This is a genomic window from Arenibacterium halophilum, assembly GCF_005938225.1.
GTDB lineage: Bacteria > Pseudomonadota > Alphaproteobacteria > Rhodobacterales > Rhodobacteraceae > Arenibacterium > Arenibacterium halophilum.
In genome coordinates this window covers 147,555-168,914 of the sequence record NZ_VCPC01000003.1, presented here as the reverse complement: position 1 = coordinate 168,914, position 21,360 = coordinate 147,555, and the positions used below count along the sequence as shown (strand labels likewise).

The following is a 21,360-nucleotide window of genomic DNA, read 5'->3' as shown; positions in this document are numbered from 1 at the left end:
AATGACCCTTGCCAACAAAACCGCAGTCATCACGGGCGCGAGCCGGGGAATCGGGGCCGCTACCGCGCGCCACTTTGCCGAACACGGGGCAAACGTCGTCCTGATTGCCCGCTCTGGCGGGCAAATCAAAGCCATCGCAGATGACATCACGGCCGCAGGCGGCAGCGCCCTGGCTCTCACATGCGACGTGGCGAATTGGAACGATGTCCGGCTCGCATTTGAAAAGGCCGAAGCCCACTTCGGCCCTATCGATATCCTGATCAACAACGCAGGTCTGATCGACCCGATCGCGCGGCTGGGCGACAGCGACCCGGAGGGCTGGAACCAGGTGATCGACGTGAACGTGAAAGGCGTCTACCACGGGCTGCGCGCGGTCCTGCCGGGTATGGAAAAGCGCGGCGCGGGCACGATCATCAACATCAGTTCGGGCGCGGCGACCGGCGTGCTGGAGGGCTGGACACACTATTGCTCTTCCAAGGCCGCCGTTCTGTCCCTGACCCGCGGCGCCGATCTGGAGTACCGCGACAAGGGCCTGCGCATCATGGGCCTCAGCCCCGGCACCGTCGCGACAGACATGCAGGTGCAGATCAAGGCCTCGGGGCTTAATCCGGTCAGCCAGTTGGACCCCTCGGTCCATATTCCCGCCGAATGGGTCGCGCGCGGCCTGGCCTATTTGTGCGGGCCCGGAGGCGACGATTTCCTTGGCACTGATTTCTCGCTCAAGACGGAAGAGGGACGCGCCCGCGTGGGGCTGCCTCGGACATACCCCTAAGCCCCGCCTGCGCAGCGGCGTTCCGCAGGTGAGTATTTGGACAAAGAAGAAGCAGGGAATTCGCGCAGCCCGGTCCGTGCTTCTTCTTTGTCCAAATACTCAAAATCCTACACCCGTCCAGAGCGAAGCGCGCCTCTACGTCAAACCCCCTACCCTAAGACCGGCGCAGCCCGTATACGCGGCCTGTGGGTAACGTGCACAGGACCAATGCCATGACATTCGACCGTTCGATCAAGATCGCCCCGTCCATCCTTGCGGCGGATTTCGCCAATTTCGGCGCCGAATGCGCGGCGGTCGAAGCGCAAGGCGCCGATTGGGTGCATGTGGACGTGATGGATGGGCATTTCGTGCCCAATATCACGTTCGGCCCGGCCACCTGTGCCGCGATCCGGCCGCATATCAAGGGCGTGATGGATGTGCATTTGATGATCGCGCCGGTTGATCCCTATATCGACGCCTTCGCGCAGGCCGGAGCCGATGTGATCACCGCCCATGTTGAGGCGGGGCCGCATATTCACCGCACGCTTCAGGCAATCCGGGGTGCGGGCGCGAAGGCAGGTGTGGCGCTGAACCCCGGCACCCCGGCCGAGGCGGTGGCACATCTGCTGGATCTGACCGATCTGATCTGCGTGATGACGGTGAACCCCGGCTTTGGCGGGCAGAAGTTCATCGACATGAGCGACAAGATCCGCACTCTGCGCGCGATGATCGGCGACCGTCCCGTGCATATCGAGATCGACGGCGGGGTCGATGCGAAAACCGCGCCGCTGGTCGCGCAGGCTGGCGCGGATGTGCTGGTCGCCGGGTCTGCGGTGTTCCGCGGCGGCTCGGTCGCCAACCCGGCGCCTTATGGCGAGAACATCCGCGCGATCCGTCAGGCGGCGGACGGCACCTACGTCTGAGGCAACCTGTCGCCGAAGGCCTCGAGCAGTTTATGCTTCAGGATCTTGCCCGTCGGCGCGGAGGGCAGGTCGGTCGCGATGACGATATGCCTGGGGCGTTTGTAGCCGGTCAGCCGGTCTGCCACGAAGGCGCGCAGTTCCGATTCATCCGGCAGCTCTCCGGGCGCGGCCTGGACGAAGGCAAGCACCTGTTCGTCGCCGCCAACCCGGCGGCCGATCACGGCGCTTTGGATCACCTGCGGGTGGTCGTTCAGCGCGGCTTCGACCTCGGGTGGGTAGACGTTGAAGCCGCCGTGGATGATCAGCTCTTTTGATCGGCCCACGATGTGCAGGCGCTGTTCGGCATCAAATCGGCCCAGATCGCCGGTGCGTAGCCAGCCGTCGGCATCAAGCGCGGCGGCGGTGGCCTCGGGGTTGCGGTAGTAGCCCTTCATGATGTGGGGGCCGCGCGCCAGCACTTCGCCTACGCCATCGCCGCCACCGGGCACGGTTTCGTCGATTTTTACCTCGGTGCCCGGAAGGATCGGCCCGACCGAGATGTCGGGATCGCCCAGCGCGTTGTTGGTCAGGCTGGTGCCCGAGGTGGTTTCGGTCGCGCCATAGCCGTTTTGTAGCGGCAGGCCATAGAACGCCTCGGCCTTGCGCTTCCAGGCCGGGTCCAGCGGGGCAGCGCCGGACGAGACATAGCGCAACCGGCTGCCCGTCAGCTTTTCGACACCCTGTTCGCGGGCGTATTGCATCAGCAGCGCGTGCATCTGCGGCACGCCTGAAAACAACGTGACCTTGCCGGTCAGCGCCTCGTAGAGGCGCGCGGCGGAAAACCGTGCTTCAAGAAACAGATGCGCACCAGCCACCGTCACCCCGGTGATCATGGCCGTCAGGCCGAACACATGTGTCACGGGAAGCACGCCATAGACCAGATCATCGGCGCGCATCGCGCGTTGCCGGGCCGAGGATTCACCGCCAAAGCGCAGGTTGCCGTGGGTGATCATCACGCCTTTCGGCGCGCCCGTGGTGCCGGTGGTGTAGAGCAGCACCGCAACATCGGGCAGATCGTCGGGCGCGCTGTCACGCGCCAGCATGTGCAGCGACCCGAAAGCGCCGGTGATTTCGCGCGCGCCAAGGCGGGCGGCGTGACCCTCGGCATCTTTCGAGGCGGCCACGGTGAACAGCACCGCTGCCGGGTTGGCGTGGTCGAGGATGCGGTCAAGCTCGGACGCGGATTGCCGTGCGTTCACCGGCACCGCGATGGCGCCCATGCGCGAGCAGGCGAACAGCGCGGCGACGGCGGCGGCGCAATTCTCGATCAGGATCACCACGCGGTCGCCGCGCTGAACCCCGGCGGCGGACAGTGCGGCACCGACATCGCAGCAGGCCGCATCCAGCGCGCCATAGGTCCATTCCGTACCAATGGAATCGCTGACGGCGGCGGCGTCGGGCCGGTTGGCCACCTGCCCGTCAAGGTAATCGTGCCAGCGCCCGGTCATTTGCTGAAGTCGGGCTTGCGTTTTTCAAGGAAGGCCGAGATGCCCTCGGCCGCCTCGTCGCCGCCCTGGGCCAGCGCCATGGCATCGCGCTCGGCGTCAAGCTGGGCGTCTTCGGTCAGCTCGTAGGCCTGGGCGACCAGCTCGCGAATGGTGGATTGCGCATCGCGCGGGCCTTTGGCCAGCGCATCGGCCAGCGCCATCGCCTCGTCCAAGGCGGTGCCGGGGGGCACGGCGGCGTTGATCGCGCCAAGCTCGGCCATGCGTTCGGCGCTGACCGGGCGCGCCATCAGGCACATCTCCATCGCCAGGGCACGCGGCAGCATCCGCGACAGGGCCGAGGTCAGACCGCCATCGGGCACAAGGCCCGCACGCACGTAAGACGCCGTGAAATTCGCGCCCTTCGCCGCCACGATCAGATCGCAGGCCAGCGCCAGCGACGCCCCCGCCCCGGCGGCGCCACCTTCGACGGCTGCGATGACCGGTACCGGGCAGCCCCGGATACCGCGGATCAGCCCGTGCAGCCCGTCGATCTTGCTGCGGCGTTCGCCGGGCGGCAGGCTGCGCCGTTCGATCAGCACGTTCAGGTCGCCCCCGGCACAGAAGAACCCGCCTTCAGAGGTCAGGATCACGGCGCGGATCCGCGGATCGACCGCCCGCGCCATCGCGTCGTTGATCGCGTCATACAGGTCGGGCGACAGCGCGCCGCGCCGGGTGGAATTCATGTTCACGACGACAAGGCGGTCGCCCTGATCGTCCGTGCGGGCCAGTGTCATGATTTGGTGCTTTCCTGTGGAACCCGTTTGTAAACGCCGGTGCTGGTGGCGATCAGCCGCCCGTCGGCATCGCGCAATTCGCCTTCGACGAATAGCGTACTACGCCCGCCCCCGGTGACACGGCCAATGGCCATCACCTCGCCCGCATGGGCCGGGGCAAGGAACTGCGTGGTGAAAGACAGCGACAGCATCGGCGGCAGCGTTGCATCATCGGCATGACGCGAGCCGGTGTAGCCGCTGGCACTGTCCAGCAGCATCGCGATGATGCCGCCGTGCAGCACGCCGTGGCGGTTGGTGTGACGCTCATCGACCTGCAGGGTCAGCCGGGCGCGGCCATCGGGGTGGCTGACATCCGTCACCCACCCAACCAGCTTTTGCGCGCCGGTTTCGCCTTCGATCCGCCGCCCGCTTTCTTTAGGCTGCGCTGAGTTCAATGAACCGCTCCAGATGATAGTCTGCGTCGCCGAACCGGTGGTCGCACATGACGATCCGCTTCGCGATATGGGCCAGTTCGTATTCCTTGGTCATGGCGATGCCGCCATGCATCTGGATCGATTCCTCGGCCACAAGGCGCCCGACACGCGCGGTCAGGTTGCGGGTGCTGGCGTTCTGGCGCGCGGCATCGTCGGTTTCCAGGTGGCCGGCAGCGTTGATCACGGCAGAGCGTGCCTGCTCCATCTCGATCAGCAGATCGGAGTAGCGGTGCGCCAGTGCTTGGAAGGTGCCGATCGGGCGGCCGAACTGCTTGCGGGTGGTCAGGTAATCGCGGGTCAGTTCGACCGCGGTGTCCATCGCGCCCAGCGCCTCGGCGGCGATGGCCACGTCGGCCCGCGCGATCACGTCGCACAGCGCGTCGTAACCTGCCCCAGCCACACCCAGGCGGGCCGAGGCGGGAACCTTCACACCGTCCAGCGTGACTTCGGCAGCGCGTCCTCCGGCCAGCATCGGGTAGCCGCGCATTGTCAGACCGGCTGCATCGGCGGGCACGAGGAACAGCGAAATGCCATCGCGCGAATCCACATCGCCGCTTTCGCGGGCCGAAACGATCAGCTGGCCCGCCGCTTCGGCGTTGACCACAACCGCCTTGCGGCCATCCAGCACGATGTCGTCGCCATCGGCCTTGGCGGTGGTTTCCACGCGGCTCAGGTCATAGCGCGAGACGGGTTCGCCATGCGCCAGCGCAAGGTGCAGCCCGCCGGCGATTACCTCTTCCAGCAGGGCCTTCTGGTCGTCATTGCCCAGCGCGGCGATCAGACCGCCGCCAAGGATGGCCGTGTCCAGCATCGGCTCGACCACGCCCGCGCGGCCCAACTCCTCGAACACGGTGGAAATGTCGAACCCGGCACCGCCGAATCCGCCCTGGTCTTCGGTGAACAGCGCGCCAATCACGCCCAGCTCGGCGAGGCCCTCCCAGATCTCGGCGCTGAAGCCCTCATCGCTGTCGATGATCTTGTTGCGGGTCGCGGTGTCGTACTTGTCGGACAGATAGCGGCGCAGGGTGTCCTGCAGCATCTGGCGTTCTTCGGTCAGGTCGAAATTCATGTGCTCAGCCCCCCATCTTTACCTTGGCGATGATCCCGCGTTGGATTTCGTTCGATCCGCCAAAGATCGACAGTTTGCGGTTATTGAAATATGCGGCCGAGACCGGCGCCGCGTACTCTGGCCCGATCGGATCGTTGTCGCCTTCGACGGTTTCCGACGGGAACGGCATCGCGTAGGGGCCAACGGCGCGGCGGGCCAGATCGTTCAGCTCCTGTCGGATGATCGTGCCTTTGACCTTCAGCATCGAGGATTCGACGCCCGGCGCCTGCCCGGCGGCGGCCTTGGAGATGATGCGCATGTTGCTGGTCGCCATCGCCATCAGATCGATTTCCACCTGCGCCAGACGCGCGGCGAAATGCGGGTTCTGGATCAGCGGCTTGCCATTGGCGCGTTCCGCCTTGGCGATCCGTTTGACCGACTCGAGCCCCGCCTGCGAATACCCGACGCCCGCGATGTTGGTGCGTTCGTGGGTCAGCAGGTACTTGGCATAGGTCCAGCCCTTGTTTTCCTCGCCCACGAGGTTTTCGACCGGCACCTTGACGTTGTCAAAGAACACCTCGTTCACCTCGTGCACGCCATCCAGCAGGATGATCGGGCGCACTTCGATGCCGGGGGTGTCCATGTCGATCAGCAGGAACGAAATGCCCTCCTGCTGCTTCACGTCCGGGTCGGTGCGAACAAGGCAGAAGATCATGTTCGCGTATTGGCCCAGCGTGGTCCACGTTTTCTGGCCGTTCACGATGTAATGGTCGCCCTCGCGCACGGCGCGGGTTTTCAGGCTGGCAAGGTCCGATCCGGCGCCCGGTTCGGAATAGCCCTGACACCACCAGTCGTCGCCGTTCAGGATGCGCGGCAGGTAATGATCCTTCTGCTCGTCCGAGCCAAAGGCCATCAGCACCGGCGCCAGCATCGACAGGCCGAAGGGCACGATGCGCGGTGCGCCGGCCTTGGCGGTCTCTTCCTCGAAGATGTGCTTTTGCACGGCGTTCCATTCGGCCCCGCCGTATTTCTTGGGCCAGTTCGGCGCCAGCCAGCCCTTCTCGTTCAGGATCGCATGCCAGCGCTCCATGTCGTCTTTCGACAGATGCGCCCGCGCCTTCACCTTGGCCGACAGGTCCTTGGGCAGCTTTTCGTCCAGAAAAGCGCGAACCTCGTCGCGAAAGGCGATGTCTTCGGGGGAATAATTCAGTTCCATGTCACGCTCCGATACGGTCAATCAGGGAACGGCCCCGCAGCAGGGGCCGAAGGCCGCGCCTTAGGCGGCATCCTTGTTCAGGTCGTCGAATGTACGCCCTTCGGCCACCAGCTGTTCAAGCAGGGGTGCGGGCTGCCAGAAATACGGGTCTTCCTTGGCATAGCTGCGGATATCGTCCAGCAGCGCGGGCAGGCCCTGAAGATCGGCCCATTTCATCGGCCCACCGTGATAGCGCGGGAAGCCATAGCCAAAGAGGAACACCATATCGATGTCCAGCGGGCGGCGCGCGATGCCTTCCTCCAGCACCTTCGCGCCTTCGTTGACCATTGCGGCCATGTACCGGCGGCGGATTTCATCGTCGCTGAAGTCGCGCGGGGTGATGCCGCGCTCGGCGCGCTCGGCCTCGATCAGCTCCAGCACTTCGGGGTTGGGCACGCCGGCGCGCTTGCCCGCCTCGTAGATGTAATAGCCCTTGCCGGTCTTCTGGCCAAAGTTGCCCGCCTCGCAGACCTTGTCGATATAGGTCGGCACCCGCTCGCGCGGGTCGCGGTGCGGGGCCAGCCGCTTGCGCGTGGCCCAGCCGATGTCCAGCCCGGCCAGGTCGCCCACGGCAAAAGGCCCCATCGCAAATCCCATGTCGGTCAGCGCCTTGTCGATCTGGTAGGGCGTCGCGCCATCCAGCACCATGTGGTCGGCGGCGGTGCGATAGGTCTTCAGGATACGGTTGCCGATGAACCCGTCGCACACCCCGGCGCGGACCGAGATCTTGCCCAGCTTCTTGCCCAGAGCGAACCCCGTCGCCACCACATCCGGCGCGGTCTTGTCGGCCACGACCACCTCGAGAAGCTTCATCACATGGGCGGGCGAGAAGAAGTGCAGCCCGATCACATCCTCGGGCCGCTTGGTGCAGGCCGCGATTTCGTCGATATCCAGGTACGAGGTGTTCGAGGCAAGTACGCACCCCGGCTTGCAGTGTTCGTCCAGCTGGGTGAACACCTGTTTCTTGACGCCCATGTCCTCGAACACAGCCTCAATCACCAGATCAACGTCGGACAGGCCAGCGTAATCGGTGGTCAGGGTCAGCGCCTTGTTTACCATGTCATCATGGGTGTCTTGGCTGATCTTGCCGCGCTTCAAGGCGCCGCCAAGGTTGCCCGTGATGCGTCCGCGCGCGGCCTCGGCGGCCTCGGGCGTCATTTCCAGCATCACCACCTTCAGCCCCGACAGAAGCGCCGCCGTGGCAATCCCTGCGCCCATCGTACCGCCGCCGATCACGCCGATGGCAGCAATCCCGCGCGGCTCGACGCCTTTCAGCTCGGGCAGTTTGCCCACAGCCCGTTCGGAAAAGAACGCGTGGATCATGCCCTGCCGCTGGTCGGTGCCCATCAGTTCAAGAAACAGGCGGCGTTCTTCGGCCACGCCCTCTGCGAATGGCAATTCGCAAGCCGCCTGAACCGCGCGCACGCCATAGGCGGGCGAAATCTGGCCGCGGCTTTTCTTCAGGGCGGCGTCATAGGCGGCATCGAAATCCACCGGCTCGGGCGCAGGCAGTTCGCTGACCGCACGGCGCGGGGCGCCCGCGTCGAGCAATTCCTGCGCATAGGCCAGCCCGATGTCGCGCGGGGTGCCCTCTTCGATACGGTCGATCACGCCAAGGCTGAGCGCCTCTTTCGCGTTGATCTGCCGCCCCGAGGTCACAAGGTCCAGCGCCGCCGGAACCCCGGTCAGACGCGGCAGCCGCTGGGTGCCCGTCGCGCCGGGGATCAGGCCCAGATGCACCTCGGGCAGGCCCATGCGCGCCTTGGGAACGGCAATGCGGTAATGCGTCGACATCGCAATCTCGAATCCGCCGCCCAGCGCGGTGCCATGCATTGCTGAAACCACGATCAGCGGGCAGGCTTCGATCCGGTTGCAGACGTCGGGCAGATAGGGTTCCTTCGGCGTCTTGCCGAATTCACGAATGTCAGCCCCCGCGAACCATGTGCTGCCATCGCCATAGATCAGAACGGCGCGCACGCCCTCGTCGGCCTCGGCCCGCTCGATCCCGGCCACCAGCCCGGCCCGCACATCCAGCCCCAGCGCGTTGACCGGCGGATTCTGCGCGATAAGCACGGCAACATCGCCCACCCGTTCGTAAGCAATCGCATCTGACATAAGTTCGTTCACCCTCTCATTCCTCGCGGCCTGCGGGGCATGGCACAGGGGCAGTGCGGCGCATGGGTTGCGGCAGTCTCCTCCCTGTGGCCGCCAAACCCTCCGGCCGCCACGGCAGACCCTAACGCCGCCCCCCGGCTTTGCAAGCTGCCGATTCAGGTAACGTTCCGATCTGCGGAATTCTATTCCACACTTATCGCAGACAGACAACCGTCTCGTCGCGGCAAACCGCGCAAACCGGCTTAGACGCGCGTCAACGTCCCATCAGCCAACCAGCCATCAAACAGGCGCAGCACCGTGTCACAGAACGTTGCGTCATTGATGTGCGCGTCGATCTCGTGCAGCGCCACATTGGCCGGGCAGGCTGCGCGCATCTCGTCACAAAACGCCGCCAACCCCTCGGCATCGTGCAACTCGGCGCCAGGGCGATCCCACTCGTTGCAGCCCTGCGAGGGCAACACGAAAGCCACCGACCCGCGCACCCCCGCCATCTTGGCACAGATCGCCCGCGCCACCTCGCGCCGCTCGCCCGCGTCCAGCATCGCGGAACTCAGCAGCCGGTTGTGCGCATGGGTCGGACGCCCCTCCAGCCGTCTCGGCACCCCCTGCCAGCCGACGAAATCGACCAGATCATAGCAGCCCGGCGCCACGATCTGCGGCACGCCTGCACGACCCGCCCCGGTCATCCGGTCGGCCCCGGCCGAGAGCCCGCCAAACAGGTGGTTCGACACCTCCTGCGGCGCGAAATCCATCACGGCGGCAAAGGCCCCCTGCGCCGCCAGCGCATCAAAGGCGCGCCCGCCCATGCCGGTGGCATGAAACACGGCCAGGTCGAAGCCGCGTGCCTCCAAGGCCGGCTTCAGCGTCACCATGTAGCGCAGCACCGTCTTGCCGAAACTCGTCATCCCGATCAGCGGACGCCCCGACACCGGCGCCTCGACCGCGCGCGCCGCCCCCAGAACCGCCCCCGCCGCCTGAGACAGCGAGGCACGGCACACGGGGTTCAACCCATATAACCCCCCGGCCCAGAGGATCATCTGGATATCCGGCGCCAGCCGGTCCGGAGGCAGCAACGGCGAAAACGCGACCGTCGAGACCACATATTTCGGCACCCCCACCGGCAGCGCGGCACAGAGATCCAGCGCCAGATCGGTGCCCATTGTCCCGCCCAGCACGATCACCCCGTGAATGCGCCCGGACCGATACAGGTCCAGCGCCACTGCCGCCGCCCCGCGCGCCATGATCTGCATGGCGCTGTTCTCGTCGCCACGCGCCACCGCCTCGGCGATCGAACTGCCCCCCGCCGCGGCAACCGCGTGCTTGCCCACATCCACCCGGCCCGGCGGGTCGCCCAGCACGCTCACATCCATGCTGACCACATCGCCGCCCTGTGCGCGGATCACCTCGACGATATAGCCCAGTTCCTCGCTCTTGGTGTCATAGGTCCCGGCCACCAGAATCGTCCGCTCGGCCATGCAACTCTCCCGTTTCATTATTCCTCAAATACTCCCGCCGGAGGCCGCGTGCTTCACAGCTTGATCCAGGCCGTGCGCAGATCGACGTATTTCTGCAGCGCGTGCAAGGATTTGTCGTGCCCGTTGCCCGACTGCCCGACGCCCCCCAAAGGCACCGTGTTGTCGGCCCCGCCATAGGTGTTCACATGCACCACCCCGGCGCGGATCGCCGCGACCATGCGATGCGCGCGCGACAGGTCCGAGGTCCAGACCGCCGCCGCCAGCCCGAAATCGGTGGCATTGGCCAACCTGACCGCCTCGGCTTCATCACTGAACGGAGTTACCGCCAGCACCGGGCCGAACACCTCTTCCTGAAACAGCCGGTCCTGCGCGCCCACGCCCGCCACGATGGTCGGCGCCATATAGGTGCCGCCCGTGTTCTCCAGTATCCGCGCGCCGCCGGTCACGATCTCGCCCGCGCCCTCCATGAACGACAGCACCCGCGCCAGCTGTGCCTCGGAGTTCACCGCGCCGATCTGGGTGCCCTCGGCCAGTGGGTCGCCGACGCGCAGCGCTTCGGCCTCGGCTTTCAGCAGCGCCAGGAATTCGTCGTGAACCGAGGCTTGTACCAGCAACCGCGACCCGGCGACGCAAACCTGTCCCGAATTGCGAAAAATCCCCGCCGCCGAGACCTTGGCCGCCTCGCGCAGGTCGGGCGCATCGGCGAACACTACGTTGGGCGACTTGCCCCCAAGCTCCAGATAGACCCGTTTCAGGTTCGACCGCGCCGAGGCTTCCAGCAACCGCCGCCCCGTCACGCCCGACCCGGTAAAGGCCAGCACATCCACACCCATCGACAGTGCCAGCGCGCTGCCCGTCTCGGCACCTGCGCCCGTCACCACGTTCAGCACGCCCTCGGGCAGGCCGCAGTCGGCACAGATCTGCGCCAGCCGCAGCAGCGACAAAGATGCTGTTTCGGCCGGTTTCAGCACCACGGAATTGCCCATCGCCAGCGCCGGGGCCAGCTTCCAAGCCCCGATCATCAGCGGGAAGTTCCACGGCACGATGGCACCCACCACGCCCACCGGCATCCGGTGCACCAGCCCCAGCACATCGGGCGCCGTCGGGGCGATTTCACCGTTCACCTTGTCCAGCGCCTCGGCGTAATAGCGGAACGTCCCGGCGGCCGATCCCGGCTCGGCCTTCAACGCCATCGCCAATTCCGTGCCATTGTCGCGCACGCCCAACACGGCGAGGTCCAGCGCCTCGGCCTCGATCCGGTCGGCAATGGCATGCAGCACCTTCTTGCGCGCGGCAGGGGCCGCCCGCGACCAGACACCGCTGTCAAATGCACGCCGCGCCGCTGCCACGGCCCGTTCGACATCTGCCTCTGTCGCCGCTTCCAGCGTGGTCAGTCGCGATCCGTCGATGGGCGAGGTGACGGCAAATGGCGTGCCCGAACCGTCTTGCCACGCTCCGTCGATAAGTAACTTCTGCGCCGGAACAGGTGCCCGCCGAAGCGTGTTGATCGTGTCTTGCTGCGCCATTCGGCCTCCTTCAACTCGCGCCGATCCAGCCAGACTCGGCGAAGATGCGCGACACAGACGATGATGATGATACAGAACAGGATGAAGGCGACGGGCCGGTCGATGAAATCCAGCGGTGTCTTGACCCGCGCCATACCCGCGCGCAGCTTCACCTCCATGATGTTGCCCAGAACCATGCCAAGGATGATCGGCACGATGGGCATGTTCAGCCGTTTCAGCACAAATCCGAACAGCCCGAACCCGGCGGCGATCATGCAGTCGCTGGCGGAATTCCGCAGCGAATAGACCCCGACGAACGACAGCGTCAGCACGCAGATGCCCAGAAAGCGGTTTGGGATCTTCACCACCTGCACCAAGGGCCGCGTCGCCATCAGCAAGAAGATCAGCACCAGCACATTCAGCACCAGCAGCGCGATATACAGCGCGACGACAAAATCCATCCGGGTCTGGAACAGCCCCGGCCCCGGCACCACGTTGTGTACATAGAACACCGACAGCATCATCGCGGTCAGCGCCTCGCCGGGAATGCCCAGCGCCAGCAGCGGCACCATCGCCGCCGCCGGCACCGCGTTATTGGCGGTTTCCGCAGCGATCAGCCCCTCGGACGAACCATGCCCGAAATCCTCGGGGCGTTTGCTGGTGCGCTGCGCGTAGGTATAGCTCATGAATTGCGCGGTGAATTCGCCGACGCCCGGGATCATCCCCATCAGCACGCCAAAGCTGGCCGACACGCCCGCCACGCGCGGATGCCGCGCCAGTTCGCGCAGGCCCTGAAACAACCCGCCCCGCAGGCGCGTGGTGCGGATTTTCTCGTCTTCGCTGGTCAGCAGCACGAAGGCCTGGCTCAGGGCGAACAGCCCCAGAACCACCACGATCAGGTCTATCCCGCCCGACAGCCAGGTCTGATCGAAGGTATAGCGTTGCGAGTATTTGACCGGCTCCAGCCCGATGGACTGGATGAAGATGCCCAGCCCCGCCAGCGCCCCGGCGATCAGCGTCTGCCCCCGGTGCGCGACGATCACAAGGATGATGCCCAGCAGCGCAGCCAGAAATATCTCTCGGCTGCCGAACATCGGTGCGACACGCGCCAGCACCGGGGCGAACAGGATCAGGCAGAGAACGGAAAACACGCCGCCGAAGAAGGACGCGGAATAGGCCAGCGACAGCGCCCGGCGCGGTTCGCCCCGCGCGGTCATCGGATAGCCGTCATAGGTGGTCAGCGCATTCACCGCCGTGCCGGGCGTATTGATCAGGATCGCGGGGATCGCGCCGCCGTACATCGAACTACCGTAAATCCCCAACAGCACCGTCAGCCCAACGATCGGGTCCATGCTGAAGGTCGCGGGCAGCAGGATGGCGATGGCCACCGCCGGACCAACGCCGGGAATCGCGCCGATCAGCACCCCGCCGACCGACCCGGCCAGCAGCGCCAGTGCCACGTCCCAGCGCATCAGGATCTCGATGGCGGAAAGGATCAGATCCATCAGAGGTTCAGGATGAAAAAGCCGCGCAGTGCGTCGGGCAGGTATTCATATAGCACGGCGCCCGGAATACGCACCGAAAGCGCCATCTTGAACACCAGCACCACGGCGACGGCAAAGCCGACCGAAATTGCCAGCATCCGGCCGCTGCGATAGCCCATGCGCCAGGCCAGCAGCGGCACGAAGATCATCGTGACCGGCAGGTAGCCCACATAGGGCACTGCGACGACATAGGCCATGAACCACAGAACATATTCCAGCGCGGCGGCCCAACGGCGCATCTCGGCCCCGTCAAAGCGGGTGAACCGCCGCCAAGGCAAGCGATACAGATGCAGACCGCCCAGCGCCACCATCGCGCCCAACCCAATCGCGGGCCAGAACCGGGGTTGGGCGGCCAGCCCGGTTTTTGCCGCCCAGACCGTCTGGTCGCGGATGCACGCCAGCAGCAGCAGCGAAATCGCGAGGAAGCCCAGCGCAAAGGCAAGCTGCCCGCGCCTTGGGCCGGTGAAACGGCGTTCGCGTTCGGTTGTCATGGCATCGCCCCAAGGGTGACGGGCGGGCCTTTTGCGGCCCGCCCCCTGCTCGATTTATTGCAGCAGCTCGCCGATGCGGGCCACGGTTTCGATGTCCGTTTCGATCCGCTGGGCGCTTTCATCGGCACCTTGCCAGTACACCAGCGCGCCGGTTTCCTTGGCGACATTCTGGGCGCGCTCGCTCTTCACCGTCTTTTCGGCCACGGCGATGATCTTGTCGCGTACGTCCTGCGGGGTGTCTTTGGTGACGAACAGCCCGTTCCACAGGGCGATGTTCAGGCTCTCGTCCAGCTCTCCGATGGTCGGGGCATCAGGCACCAGCGGGATGCGTTCGTCGGTGATCGCCACCAGCACCTTCACATCGTCAAGGCAGGGCAGGATCAGTTGCAGCGTCGTGTTGATGACATCCGCATCGCCCGAGGCCAGCGTGTTGCAATCCAGTGCGTCAAACGCCGCGTCCGAGCCCCATTCGAACCCCGCGTTCACGGCAAAGGCCTTGGTCACCTGCGTCGGAGTCAGCACATCGCCGAAATGGCCCAGCGCCACCTCGTTCTCCTTGGCATAGGCGGCCAGTTCTTCCATCGAGGAATAGGGCGCGTCGCCGCTGGTGGCGATGACGAAGGGATAGGTCAGGAAGATGCCCAGCGGGTCGAACTTGGCCGGGGTCAGCGGCGCGATGTCGATCTGGTGGCCGACAACTGGAACGCCGATCACGAAAGACCCGATGGTGTAGCCATCGGCCGGTGCATTCGCCACCTCGATCGCGCCGGGGAACGGGCCGCCACCCCCGCCGGGCTTGTTCACCACGGCCGCCGCTACACCGTATTCGGCCTGGAAATCCTCGGCGATCATGCGGGTCAGCACGTCTTCCAAATCTCCCGGAGGCCAGGGCACGATGAAGTTCACCGGCTTTTCCGGATACTCGGCCAGCGCCGGACCGGCCAAGGCCGTCATGGCAAGGGCCGTCATGGCAAGGGCGGACGCCCCCGAAACGATACGCTTGGTTGGCATGGTCTTTCCCCTGTTGCGTTGGTTCATTATTTGAACCATTGGTTTGAATTAGATTGACACCCGGTCTGTCGATCTGTCAACAATTTTGAAACGCCGCACGGGCCTGCCCCGCGCATCCGCCCAAAACCGCCGCAAACCGGAGCCGCCTGCGCCCCATGGGAACCGTCACCAAAGCCTTGTCGCTGCTGGGATTATTCACCCAGATCCGGCCCGAAATCGGGCTAAGCGATCTGACGCGCCTGTCAGGCATGAACAAGGCGACGACGCACCGGTTGCTGCGCGAATTGCAGGCGCAGGGATTCGTTGAACAGGTGGGGCCGGAACGCGCCTATCGCCTTGGCCCCGAGGTGCTGCGCCTTGCCGCCTTGCGCGAAGCCACGGTGCCGATCCTGTCGGTCTCGCGCGAGGTGCTGGACCGGCTCAGCGCCGCGACGGGGGAAACCGCGCATATCTCGCTGGTGCAGGGGGCAAAGCTGAACGCGCTCAGCCACGCCTACAGCCCGCGCTATGCGACCCGCGTGATGATGGACGACACCGAGGTGCTGTCCTTCCACGCCACCGGTTCGGGGCTCGCCGTGCTGGCCTGGGCCGAGCCCGATTTTGTCAATGCCGTGCTGGCCGAACGCCTGCACGCCTTTACACCCGACACGGAAACCAGCGCCCAGGCGATCCGCGCCCGGCTGGACGACATCCGGCGCGACGGCATGGCGGAATCCATCGGCGGATACGAGGCCGATGTGCATTCCCACGCCGCCCCCGTCTTTGGCCCCGATCAACGCCCCATTGGCGCGCTGGCTGTGGCCGCGCCCGTGTCGCGCATGACCGAGACGCTGAAACAGACCATCCGGGCCGAGCTGGCCGCCGGCGCGCGCGACATGACGCAGCGCATCGGCGGACTGTACCCGCCCTCATTTCCCGCCGCCCGCGCGGCCTGACATACCGGAGCATCCGCGATGAAGGATTCCAATTACCTCAAGGAACACAATGCCCGCTCGGTCTGGCATCCGATGGCGCATCCGGCCGACAGCCAGGCCAACCCGCCTACCATCGTGGCCAGCGGCGACGGCGTGCGGATCACCGATATCGACGGACATCAGGCCATCGACGCCGTGGGCGGGCTGTGGAACGTGAACCTTGGGTTTTCCTGCCAGCCGGTGAAGGACGCGATTGCCGCACAGCTGAACGAACTGCCCTATTATTCCATCTTTCGCGGCACCAGCCACCCCGCCGCGATCCAGCTGGCCGAAGAGCTGCGGGATTTCTTTGCCCCCGACGGGCTGACCCGCGCATTCTTCACCTCGGGCGGGTCGGACAGCGTGGAAACCGCGCTGCGGCTGGCGCGGCAGTATCACAAGGTCAAGGGCGCGCCGTCGCGGACGAAATTCCTGAGCCTGAAAAAGGGCTATCACGGCACCCATTTCGGCGGGGCGAGCGTGAACGGAAATGCGAATTTCCGCACGCAATATGAACCGCTCATGCCCGGCTGCCACCACATTCCGGTGCCCTACACCTATCGCAACCCGTTCGACGAAACCGACCCGGAGAAGCTGGCGCAGAAATGTCTGGCCGCGCTGGCGGACGAGATCGCGTTCCAGGGGGCCGAGACCATCGCCGCCTTCATCATGGAACCGGTGCTGGGCGCGGGGGGCGTGATCGTGCCGCATGCCAGTTTCATGCCCGGAGTGCGGGCGCTCTGCGACAAAAACGGCATCCTGCTGATCGCGGACGAGGTGATCACCGCCTTTGGCCGCACCGGCAGCTGGACCGGCTCGCGCCACTGGGGCGTGCAGCCCGATATGGCCTGCACCGCCAAGGCGATCACCAACGGCTATTTCCCCTTCGGCGCGGTGATGATCGCCGAGGGCGTGGCCGAGGTGTTCGAGCAGGACAAGACGGGCAAGGCCGCCATCGGGCACGGCTATACCTATTCGGGCCATCCCGTTGGCGCGGCTGCCGCGCTGGCCTGCCTGGCCGAGACAAAACGCCTGAACCTGCCGGAAAATGCCGCGGCGCGCGGGGCGCAGATGTACCAAGGATTGCTGGCGCTGAAGGATCGCTTTGACGTGATCGGGGACGTGCGCGGCGGTCAGGGCCTGATGAGCGCGCTGGAGCTGGTCAGCGACCGCGCCACCAAGGCCCCGATCGACAAGTCGCGCATCGGCGCGGTTCAGGAGGCGACCTATCGCAGCGGCACCATGATCCGCGTATCAGGGCCGAACATCATCCTGTCGCCGCCCCTGATCGTGACAGAGGACGACGTGAGCCGCATCCTTTCGGATTTGGCGACCGGGCTGGCGGCGGCCTAGGCGGACCGGTCTGCGCTCCCTTCGAAAGGAACACCTGGTGGATAGGCACCCACCGACCATCCCGCGCCGCACCGAGGCGCGAATTCGCAATCATATTGGGTTACTCTGCCCGCGTGCAGGTCCAGACCAGTCGATTTGAAAAGGCCTCAAGCGGGGTGAACCCGGCGGCTTGGATCAGCGCCTTGGCCTCGCGCATCCCTTCAGCCCCGTAAACCGCGGGGTGAAACGCAATGACCAGCGCGCGCAGATGCGACAGGTTGGCGCCGCGCAGCAAGTCAAGCTCCGCCCCGTTGATGTCGGCCAACAGAACCGTCACGCCGTGTTCCTCGCAAAAGTCGGCAAACCGGCGGCAAGGCACCGAGATCGGAGGCAGCCCATTCATCGGGCCGAGCGTGGTCGAGGCCACTGGATCCTCTGCGAGAAAGAGCGAGGTATCATCCGGGGCGCGATCATCGGGCACCAAAACGCCTTGCCAGACCTCCGCGCGCGAGGCGAGCGCGTTACATTCATAGATCGCGGCCAAAGGCTCGGCCAGATCCGGGTGCGGATCAACCGCGATCACCCGTTGCGGAGCGATGGCACGTGCCACGGCCGCCCCGACCAGCCCGGTGCCTGCGCCAAGGTCAAGCACCACGTCCGAAGGGCTGACCACCGCAAGCGCGCCGTCAATCTCGCGCGGTTCGTAGGTGCCCGCCGCCATGCGCGCGATGCGTTTCGAATGCAGGCCAGGCCCGTCAGGCACGCGGATGCCATGCGGCTGCGCAACAACCGCGACGGCCGGTGCACCACGGTCACCGCTGGTATCCGTGTGGCCTGCCTCCGGCTCCGGGCCCACCTCTGGCGCGACCCTGTCACCGGACCCTGCGCCGTCATAGGACGCGACCGTGACCGGCATCGACTCGCCCGGCGTCACTGCCGCAAAAGTCCGGCCCTCGAACCTATCCTGCAGCGCGGCACGTTCGGCATCTTCCGCCTCGACACGCGCGAGTGCCTCGGACAGGCCGTCGAGCAGATCGTCCGCGGAGGCAGTATCCGCTTCCATCGGTCGGGGCTCACTTCCTTCCTCCGTCTCCTGGACGGTCTCGGCGTCCAAATCCTCAGTCTCGTCCCCTGCGCTTCCATTCCAGTCTTCGGTGCCCTCCTCGACCCCGGCGTCCCGATCCTCGGTGTCAGCCTCGTCGCTGTCCCCTGCGGCTTCCACCCGCCAGTCTTCAAGCCCCAGCGCAGTCTCGTCCCCAGCGGGTGCGGACGGCGAAGAGGCTCCCCCGGGGGAGCCACGCACGGCGCGGGCCACGCGCAGCATGATTTCGTCGGCCGTGACGGTATCGGGGGCGGGTTCCGCCAGTTCAGCCTGTTCCGGGGCATCCCCGACCTTGGCCAAGTCCGGGCTTTCGTCCGGATCAGGCTCTTCTTCCTGAGGATCGGACAAGGCGCCCGCCTGACGCGCGCGCAGCAGATCGGCCAAGCGGCCAGCGACAGATTTTGGGGCGACGGATTTGGAAGGTTCGATATTCATGCAGGTCATCCGATAGCAAAGGCCGCCCGCGCCCCACGGCGGCAACCGTTTGCACCGGGTTATCGCGCCCGGGTTAACAAACCCTCAGCCTCAGACGAAATAGACGTAGAAATCGCGCAGCGCGTCGCCTTCCAGATCGCGCGTCTTGGTGACTTCCTTGCGCTTCATGTACAGGTGATTGGCCACAAGTTCCGGCCCAACGGCATCGGTAAGGTCCTGATCCGCCTGCAAATCGTCCAATGCGCCCTTCAAATCGGTCGCGGTGCCATGGCGCGCATCGGTGCGATCGAACCCGTCGCCGGTTTCGATCGGCGGCAGGGTCAGCCCCCCTGCCACGCCCAGCCGCGCAGCCTGCAGCACGGCGGCGACGGCAGTATAGGGGTTGGCGCTGGCATCGGCCATGCGGTGTTCCAGCCGCGCCTTCGCCCCGCCTTCGCCGCTGACCCGCGTGGTGACGTTGCGATGGTCGCCGCCCCAGTTCTGCCAATAGCCCGACAGCGCGCCCGGTTGCAGCCGCAGGTAGGACCCGGCGGTGGGGGCAACCAGCCCGGCCAGCCCCTTGTGGTGATGCACCAACCCGGCCAGACAGCCGCGCGCCAGATCGTTCAGGTGATCCGGCCCGCCCACCGGCCCCGAGGCCAGCGCATTGCCGCCCTGTGCATCGGTGAAGGAAAAGTTGACGTGCATCCCCGAGCCACCGGCCTCGGCAATCGGCTTGGGCAGAAAGGTCAGGACGATCCCGTATTCCAAGGCGATTTCCCGCGCCATCAGGCGAAACAGCACGATGTCATCCACCGCCTTCACCGCATCGTCGAAGGTGAGGGTATATTCAAATTGAGGCGTGTCGAATTCCGAGGTGATCATGTCGAGCGAAAAGCCCAGATCGTCCGCCATTTCCCATATGCGGTCGTTGAAACGCAGCGGGTCGGCAAAGGGCCCCGTGCCATAAACCACGCCGCCCGGCGCGTCATAGGGCATCAACCGACCCTGTTCATCGGCTTGCAAGGCAAAGGCCTCAAGCTCGATCCCCACCTTGGGCGTGAGGCCCAGAGCCTGCCAATCGGCCACTGCGCGTTTCAGCGCGCCGCGCGGGCACAGGGACAGCGGCGCGCCGGTGTCATCATACAGATCGCCCAGCACCACCTGCGTCGACTTCTCCCACCCCTGCCGAACTTCGTCGCCACGCCAGATCAGCTCCATATCCGGCAGGCCCTGCTTGACCCGCGCGCCCGGAGCATCCAGCAGATCGCGGTCGTAGTGGGTGCCGAACACCGAGAGGCAGAACCGCGTGCCGTCATCGCCGATCTTTGATCCCGGCAGATACTTGCCCCGCATGATCGACAGGTGATCGCAGAACATCGCACGCAGTCTGGGCTTCATCGCTGCCTCCTTCAGGCCAGGGTCACCTGCACCGGCAGATGCTTGATCCCGCCGACGAAATTCGACCGCAGGAACAGGTGATCGCCCGCAGGTTCGATGGATTTCAACCGCTTGGCAAGTTCCTGGAACAGCACCCGCACCTCGAGCCGAGCCAGCCACATGCCAAGGCAGACATGCGGCCCGCCCTGCCCGAACGACAGATGGCGATTGGGGCTGCGCGTCAGGTCCACCCGGTCGGGCGCGTCGAACACGGTGTCGTCGCGGTTGGCCGAGGCCCACCACAGCAGCACCTTGTCGCCCTCGCGGATCGTCTTGCCGTGCATCCTGTAATCCTGCGCCGCCGTGCGCCGGAAATAGATCGCCGGCGTGGCCCAGCGGATGATTTCATCGGGGGCGGTGTCCCAAATATCACCACCTGCCTGCATCTGCGCCAGCAGCTCGGGCTGGTGGCACATCGCCTGAATCCCCGCCGCGATGGAGTATCGCGTGGTGTCATTGCCCGCCGCCACCACAAGGCAGAAGAAGTTGCGGAATTCGGTGTCGGAAATGACCGAGCCATCCTTGGACGGCGCAAGGATCATGTTCAGCACGCCGCCGGTGTCGCCCCTCGCCGCCTTGCCCGCCATCAATTCGCGCGCATAATCGTACAACTCGGCCCCGGCGGGCGAGTTGAACGGCATCATGCGGAATTCATCCGTCGTCATCTTGTCGAGGACGTGAGAGGTGAAATCCGGGTCGGTGTTGGCGATCAGTGCATCGCCCTTTTCCACCAGCCAGGGCAAATCCGCCTCTGGCAGGCCGATGATCCGCCCCAGCATCCGCATCGGCAACTGCCGCGCAATCTCGCGCGTCGCATCAAACGTGCCCTGTGCCAGCGCCTGATCCAGAATGCCCTGACACAAGTCGCGGATCGTATCCTCGTAGGCCGACATGGTGGTGCGGGAAAACGCCTTGAACAGCTTCATCCGGGTCTGGCTGTGCTCGGGCGGGTCGGTTTCCTGAAAGGTCCGCCGCGCCATGTATTCCTCGTGGCTCTGGTCTTCCATGCGGATGCCACGGGCCGAGCTGAAGATGGCGGGCTGCTTGTTCATCTCGGCAATGTCGGCGTGCCGCGTGACCGACCAGAAATCCTGCCCGCCGTCATAGGCCGTCCATTCCAGCGGCGCCTCGGCCCGCATCCGGGCGAAGGTGTTCAGCGGCAGGCCACGCGCAAAGGTATCGTGGCTTGTCAGATCGGCGTGGCCGTCATCCCAGGCTGTCCAGACCGTCATGGCACTCCCCTCTTTGCAATGTATACTAATGAGGCT

General features: G+C 65.5%; 18 protein-coding genes. 4 read left to right on the top strand and 14 right to left on the bottom strand.

What is annotated here, in order from left to right:
- Nucleotide 1 precedes the first annotated feature (1 nt).
- Together FGK64_RS14010 and rpe are read left to right on the top strand one after the other, a co-directional pair.
- Nucleotides 2–772, top strand: a complete 771-nt coding sequence (locus tag FGK64_RS14010) for an SDR family oxidoreductase (RefSeq protein ID WP_138864464.1) — start codon at nt 2–4, stop codon at nt 770–772.
- Between the two features lie 212 nt (nt 773–984).
- Nucleotides 985–1,674, top strand: a complete 690-nt coding sequence (rpe, locus tag FGK64_RS14005) for a ribulose-phosphate 3-epimerase (protein ID WP_138864463.1) — start codon at nt 985–987, stop codon at nt 1,672–1,674.
- On the opposite strand, the gene FGK64_RS14000 is transcribed toward rpe, so the two are convergent.
- The 11 genes from FGK64_RS14000 to FGK64_RS13950 form a co-directional block, all read right to left on the bottom strand.
- The gene (locus FGK64_RS14000) at nt 1,665–3,161 is read right to left on the bottom strand and encodes a class I adenylate-forming enzyme family protein (protein ID WP_138864462.1); all 1,497 of its coding nucleotides are present in this window, start codon (nt 3,159–3,161) and stop codon (nt 1,665–1,667) included. The genes rpe and FGK64_RS14000 overlap by 10 nt on opposite strands.
- Nucleotides 3,158–3,934: an oxepin-CoA hydrolase, alternative type gene (locus tag FGK64_RS13995; RefSeq protein ID WP_138864461.1), complete on the bottom strand. Its 777-nt coding sequence runs from the start codon at nt 3,932–3,934 to the stop codon at nt 3,158–3,160. The genes FGK64_RS14000 and FGK64_RS13995 overlap by 4 nt, the downstream gene beginning before the upstream one ends.
- Entirely contained in the window at nt 3,931–4,368 is a 438-nt protein-coding gene (locus FGK64_RS13990) for a PaaI family thioesterase (protein WP_138864460.1), read from the bottom strand. The genes FGK64_RS13995 and FGK64_RS13990 overlap by 4 nt, the downstream gene beginning before the upstream one ends.
- Nucleotides 4,349–5,476 (bottom strand): acyl-CoA dehydrogenase family protein, encoded by a 1,128-nt coding sequence (locus FGK64_RS13985; protein WP_138864459.1) that lies wholly within the window; start codon nt 5,474–5,476, stop codon nt 4,349–4,351. The genes FGK64_RS13990 and FGK64_RS13985 overlap by 20 nt, the downstream gene beginning before the upstream one ends.
- Nucleotides 5,477–5,480: 4 nt before the next feature.
- Entirely contained in the window at nt 5,481–6,671 is a 1,191-nt protein-coding gene (locus FGK64_RS13980) for an acyl-CoA dehydrogenase family protein (RefSeq protein ID WP_138864458.1), read from the bottom strand.
- Nucleotides 6,672–6,731: 60 nt separating this feature from the next.
- The gene (locus FGK64_RS13975) at nt 6,732–8,825 is read right to left on the bottom strand and encodes a 3-hydroxyacyl-CoA dehydrogenase NAD-binding domain-containing protein (protein WP_138864999.1); all 2,094 of its coding nucleotides are present in this window, start codon (nt 8,823–8,825) and stop codon (nt 6,732–6,734) included.
- A gap of 242 nt (nt 8,826–9,067) precedes the next feature.
- Nucleotides 9,068–10,300 (bottom strand): Tm-1-like ATP-binding domain-containing protein, encoded by a 1,233-nt coding sequence (locus FGK64_RS13970; RefSeq protein WP_138864457.1) that lies wholly within the window; start codon nt 10,298–10,300, stop codon nt 9,068–9,070.
- A 53-nt stretch (nt 10,301–10,353) separates the two neighbouring features.
- The gene (locus tag FGK64_RS13965; RefSeq protein ID WP_246057797.1) at nt 10,354–11,763 is read right to left on the bottom strand and encodes an aldehyde dehydrogenase family protein; all 1,410 of its coding nucleotides are present in this window, start codon (nt 11,761–11,763) and stop codon (nt 10,354–10,356) included.
- Entirely contained in the window at nt 11,691–13,310 is a 1,620-nt protein-coding gene (locus tag FGK64_RS13960; RefSeq protein ID WP_138864456.1) for a tripartite tricarboxylate transporter permease, read from the bottom strand. Before FGK64_RS13960 ends, FGK64_RS13965 begins: the two co-directional genes overlap by 73 nt.
- Nucleotides 13,310–13,840 (bottom strand): tripartite tricarboxylate transporter TctB family protein, encoded by a 531-nt coding sequence (locus tag FGK64_RS13955; RefSeq protein WP_138864455.1) that lies wholly within the window; start codon nt 13,838–13,840, stop codon nt 13,310–13,312. Before FGK64_RS13955 ends, FGK64_RS13960 begins: the two co-directional genes overlap by 1 nt.
- A gap of 54 nt (nt 13,841–13,894) precedes the next feature.
- Nucleotides 13,895–14,851, bottom strand: a complete 957-nt coding sequence (locus FGK64_RS13950) for a tripartite tricarboxylate transporter substrate-binding protein (protein WP_138864454.1) — start codon at nt 14,849–14,851, stop codon at nt 13,895–13,897.
- A gap of 155 nt (nt 14,852–15,006) precedes the next feature.
- Between FGK64_RS13950 and FGK64_RS13945 the strand changes: the two genes are divergently transcribed.
- Together FGK64_RS13945 and FGK64_RS13940 are read left to right on the top strand one after the other, a co-directional pair.
- On the top strand, nt 15,007–15,786 hold the full coding sequence (locus tag FGK64_RS13945; RefSeq protein WP_138864453.1) for an IclR family transcriptional regulator: 780 nt from the start codon (nt 15,007–15,009) through the stop codon (nt 15,784–15,786).
- 18 nt (nt 15,787–15,804) lie between these two features.
- Nucleotides 15,805–17,157 (top strand): aminotransferase class III-fold pyridoxal phosphate-dependent enzyme, encoded by a 1,353-nt coding sequence (locus FGK64_RS13940; protein ID WP_138864452.1) that lies wholly within the window; start codon nt 15,805–15,807, stop codon nt 17,155–17,157.
- Between the two features lie 100 nt (nt 17,158–17,257).
- On the opposite strand, the gene FGK64_RS13935 is transcribed toward FGK64_RS13940, so the two are convergent.
- From FGK64_RS13935 to FGK64_RS13925, 3 genes are all read right to left on the bottom strand, one after another.
- The gene (locus tag FGK64_RS13935) at nt 17,258–18,673 is read right to left on the bottom strand and encodes an FkbM family methyltransferase (RefSeq protein ID WP_171054080.1); all 1,416 of its coding nucleotides are present in this window, start codon (nt 18,671–18,673) and stop codon (nt 17,258–17,260) included.
- A gap of 90 nt (nt 18,674–18,763) precedes the next feature.
- Complete coding sequence (locus tag FGK64_RS13930) at nt 18,764–20,053, bottom strand: type I glutamate--ammonia ligase (protein WP_138864450.1); 1,290 nt, start codon at nt 20,051–20,053, stop codon at nt 18,764–18,766.
- 11 nt (nt 20,054–20,064) lie between these two features.
- Complete coding sequence (locus tag FGK64_RS13925; protein ID WP_138864449.1) at nt 20,065–21,324, bottom strand: cytochrome P450; 1,260 nt, start codon at nt 21,322–21,324, stop codon at nt 20,065–20,067.
- Nucleotides 21,325–21,360 lie beyond the last annotated feature (36 nt).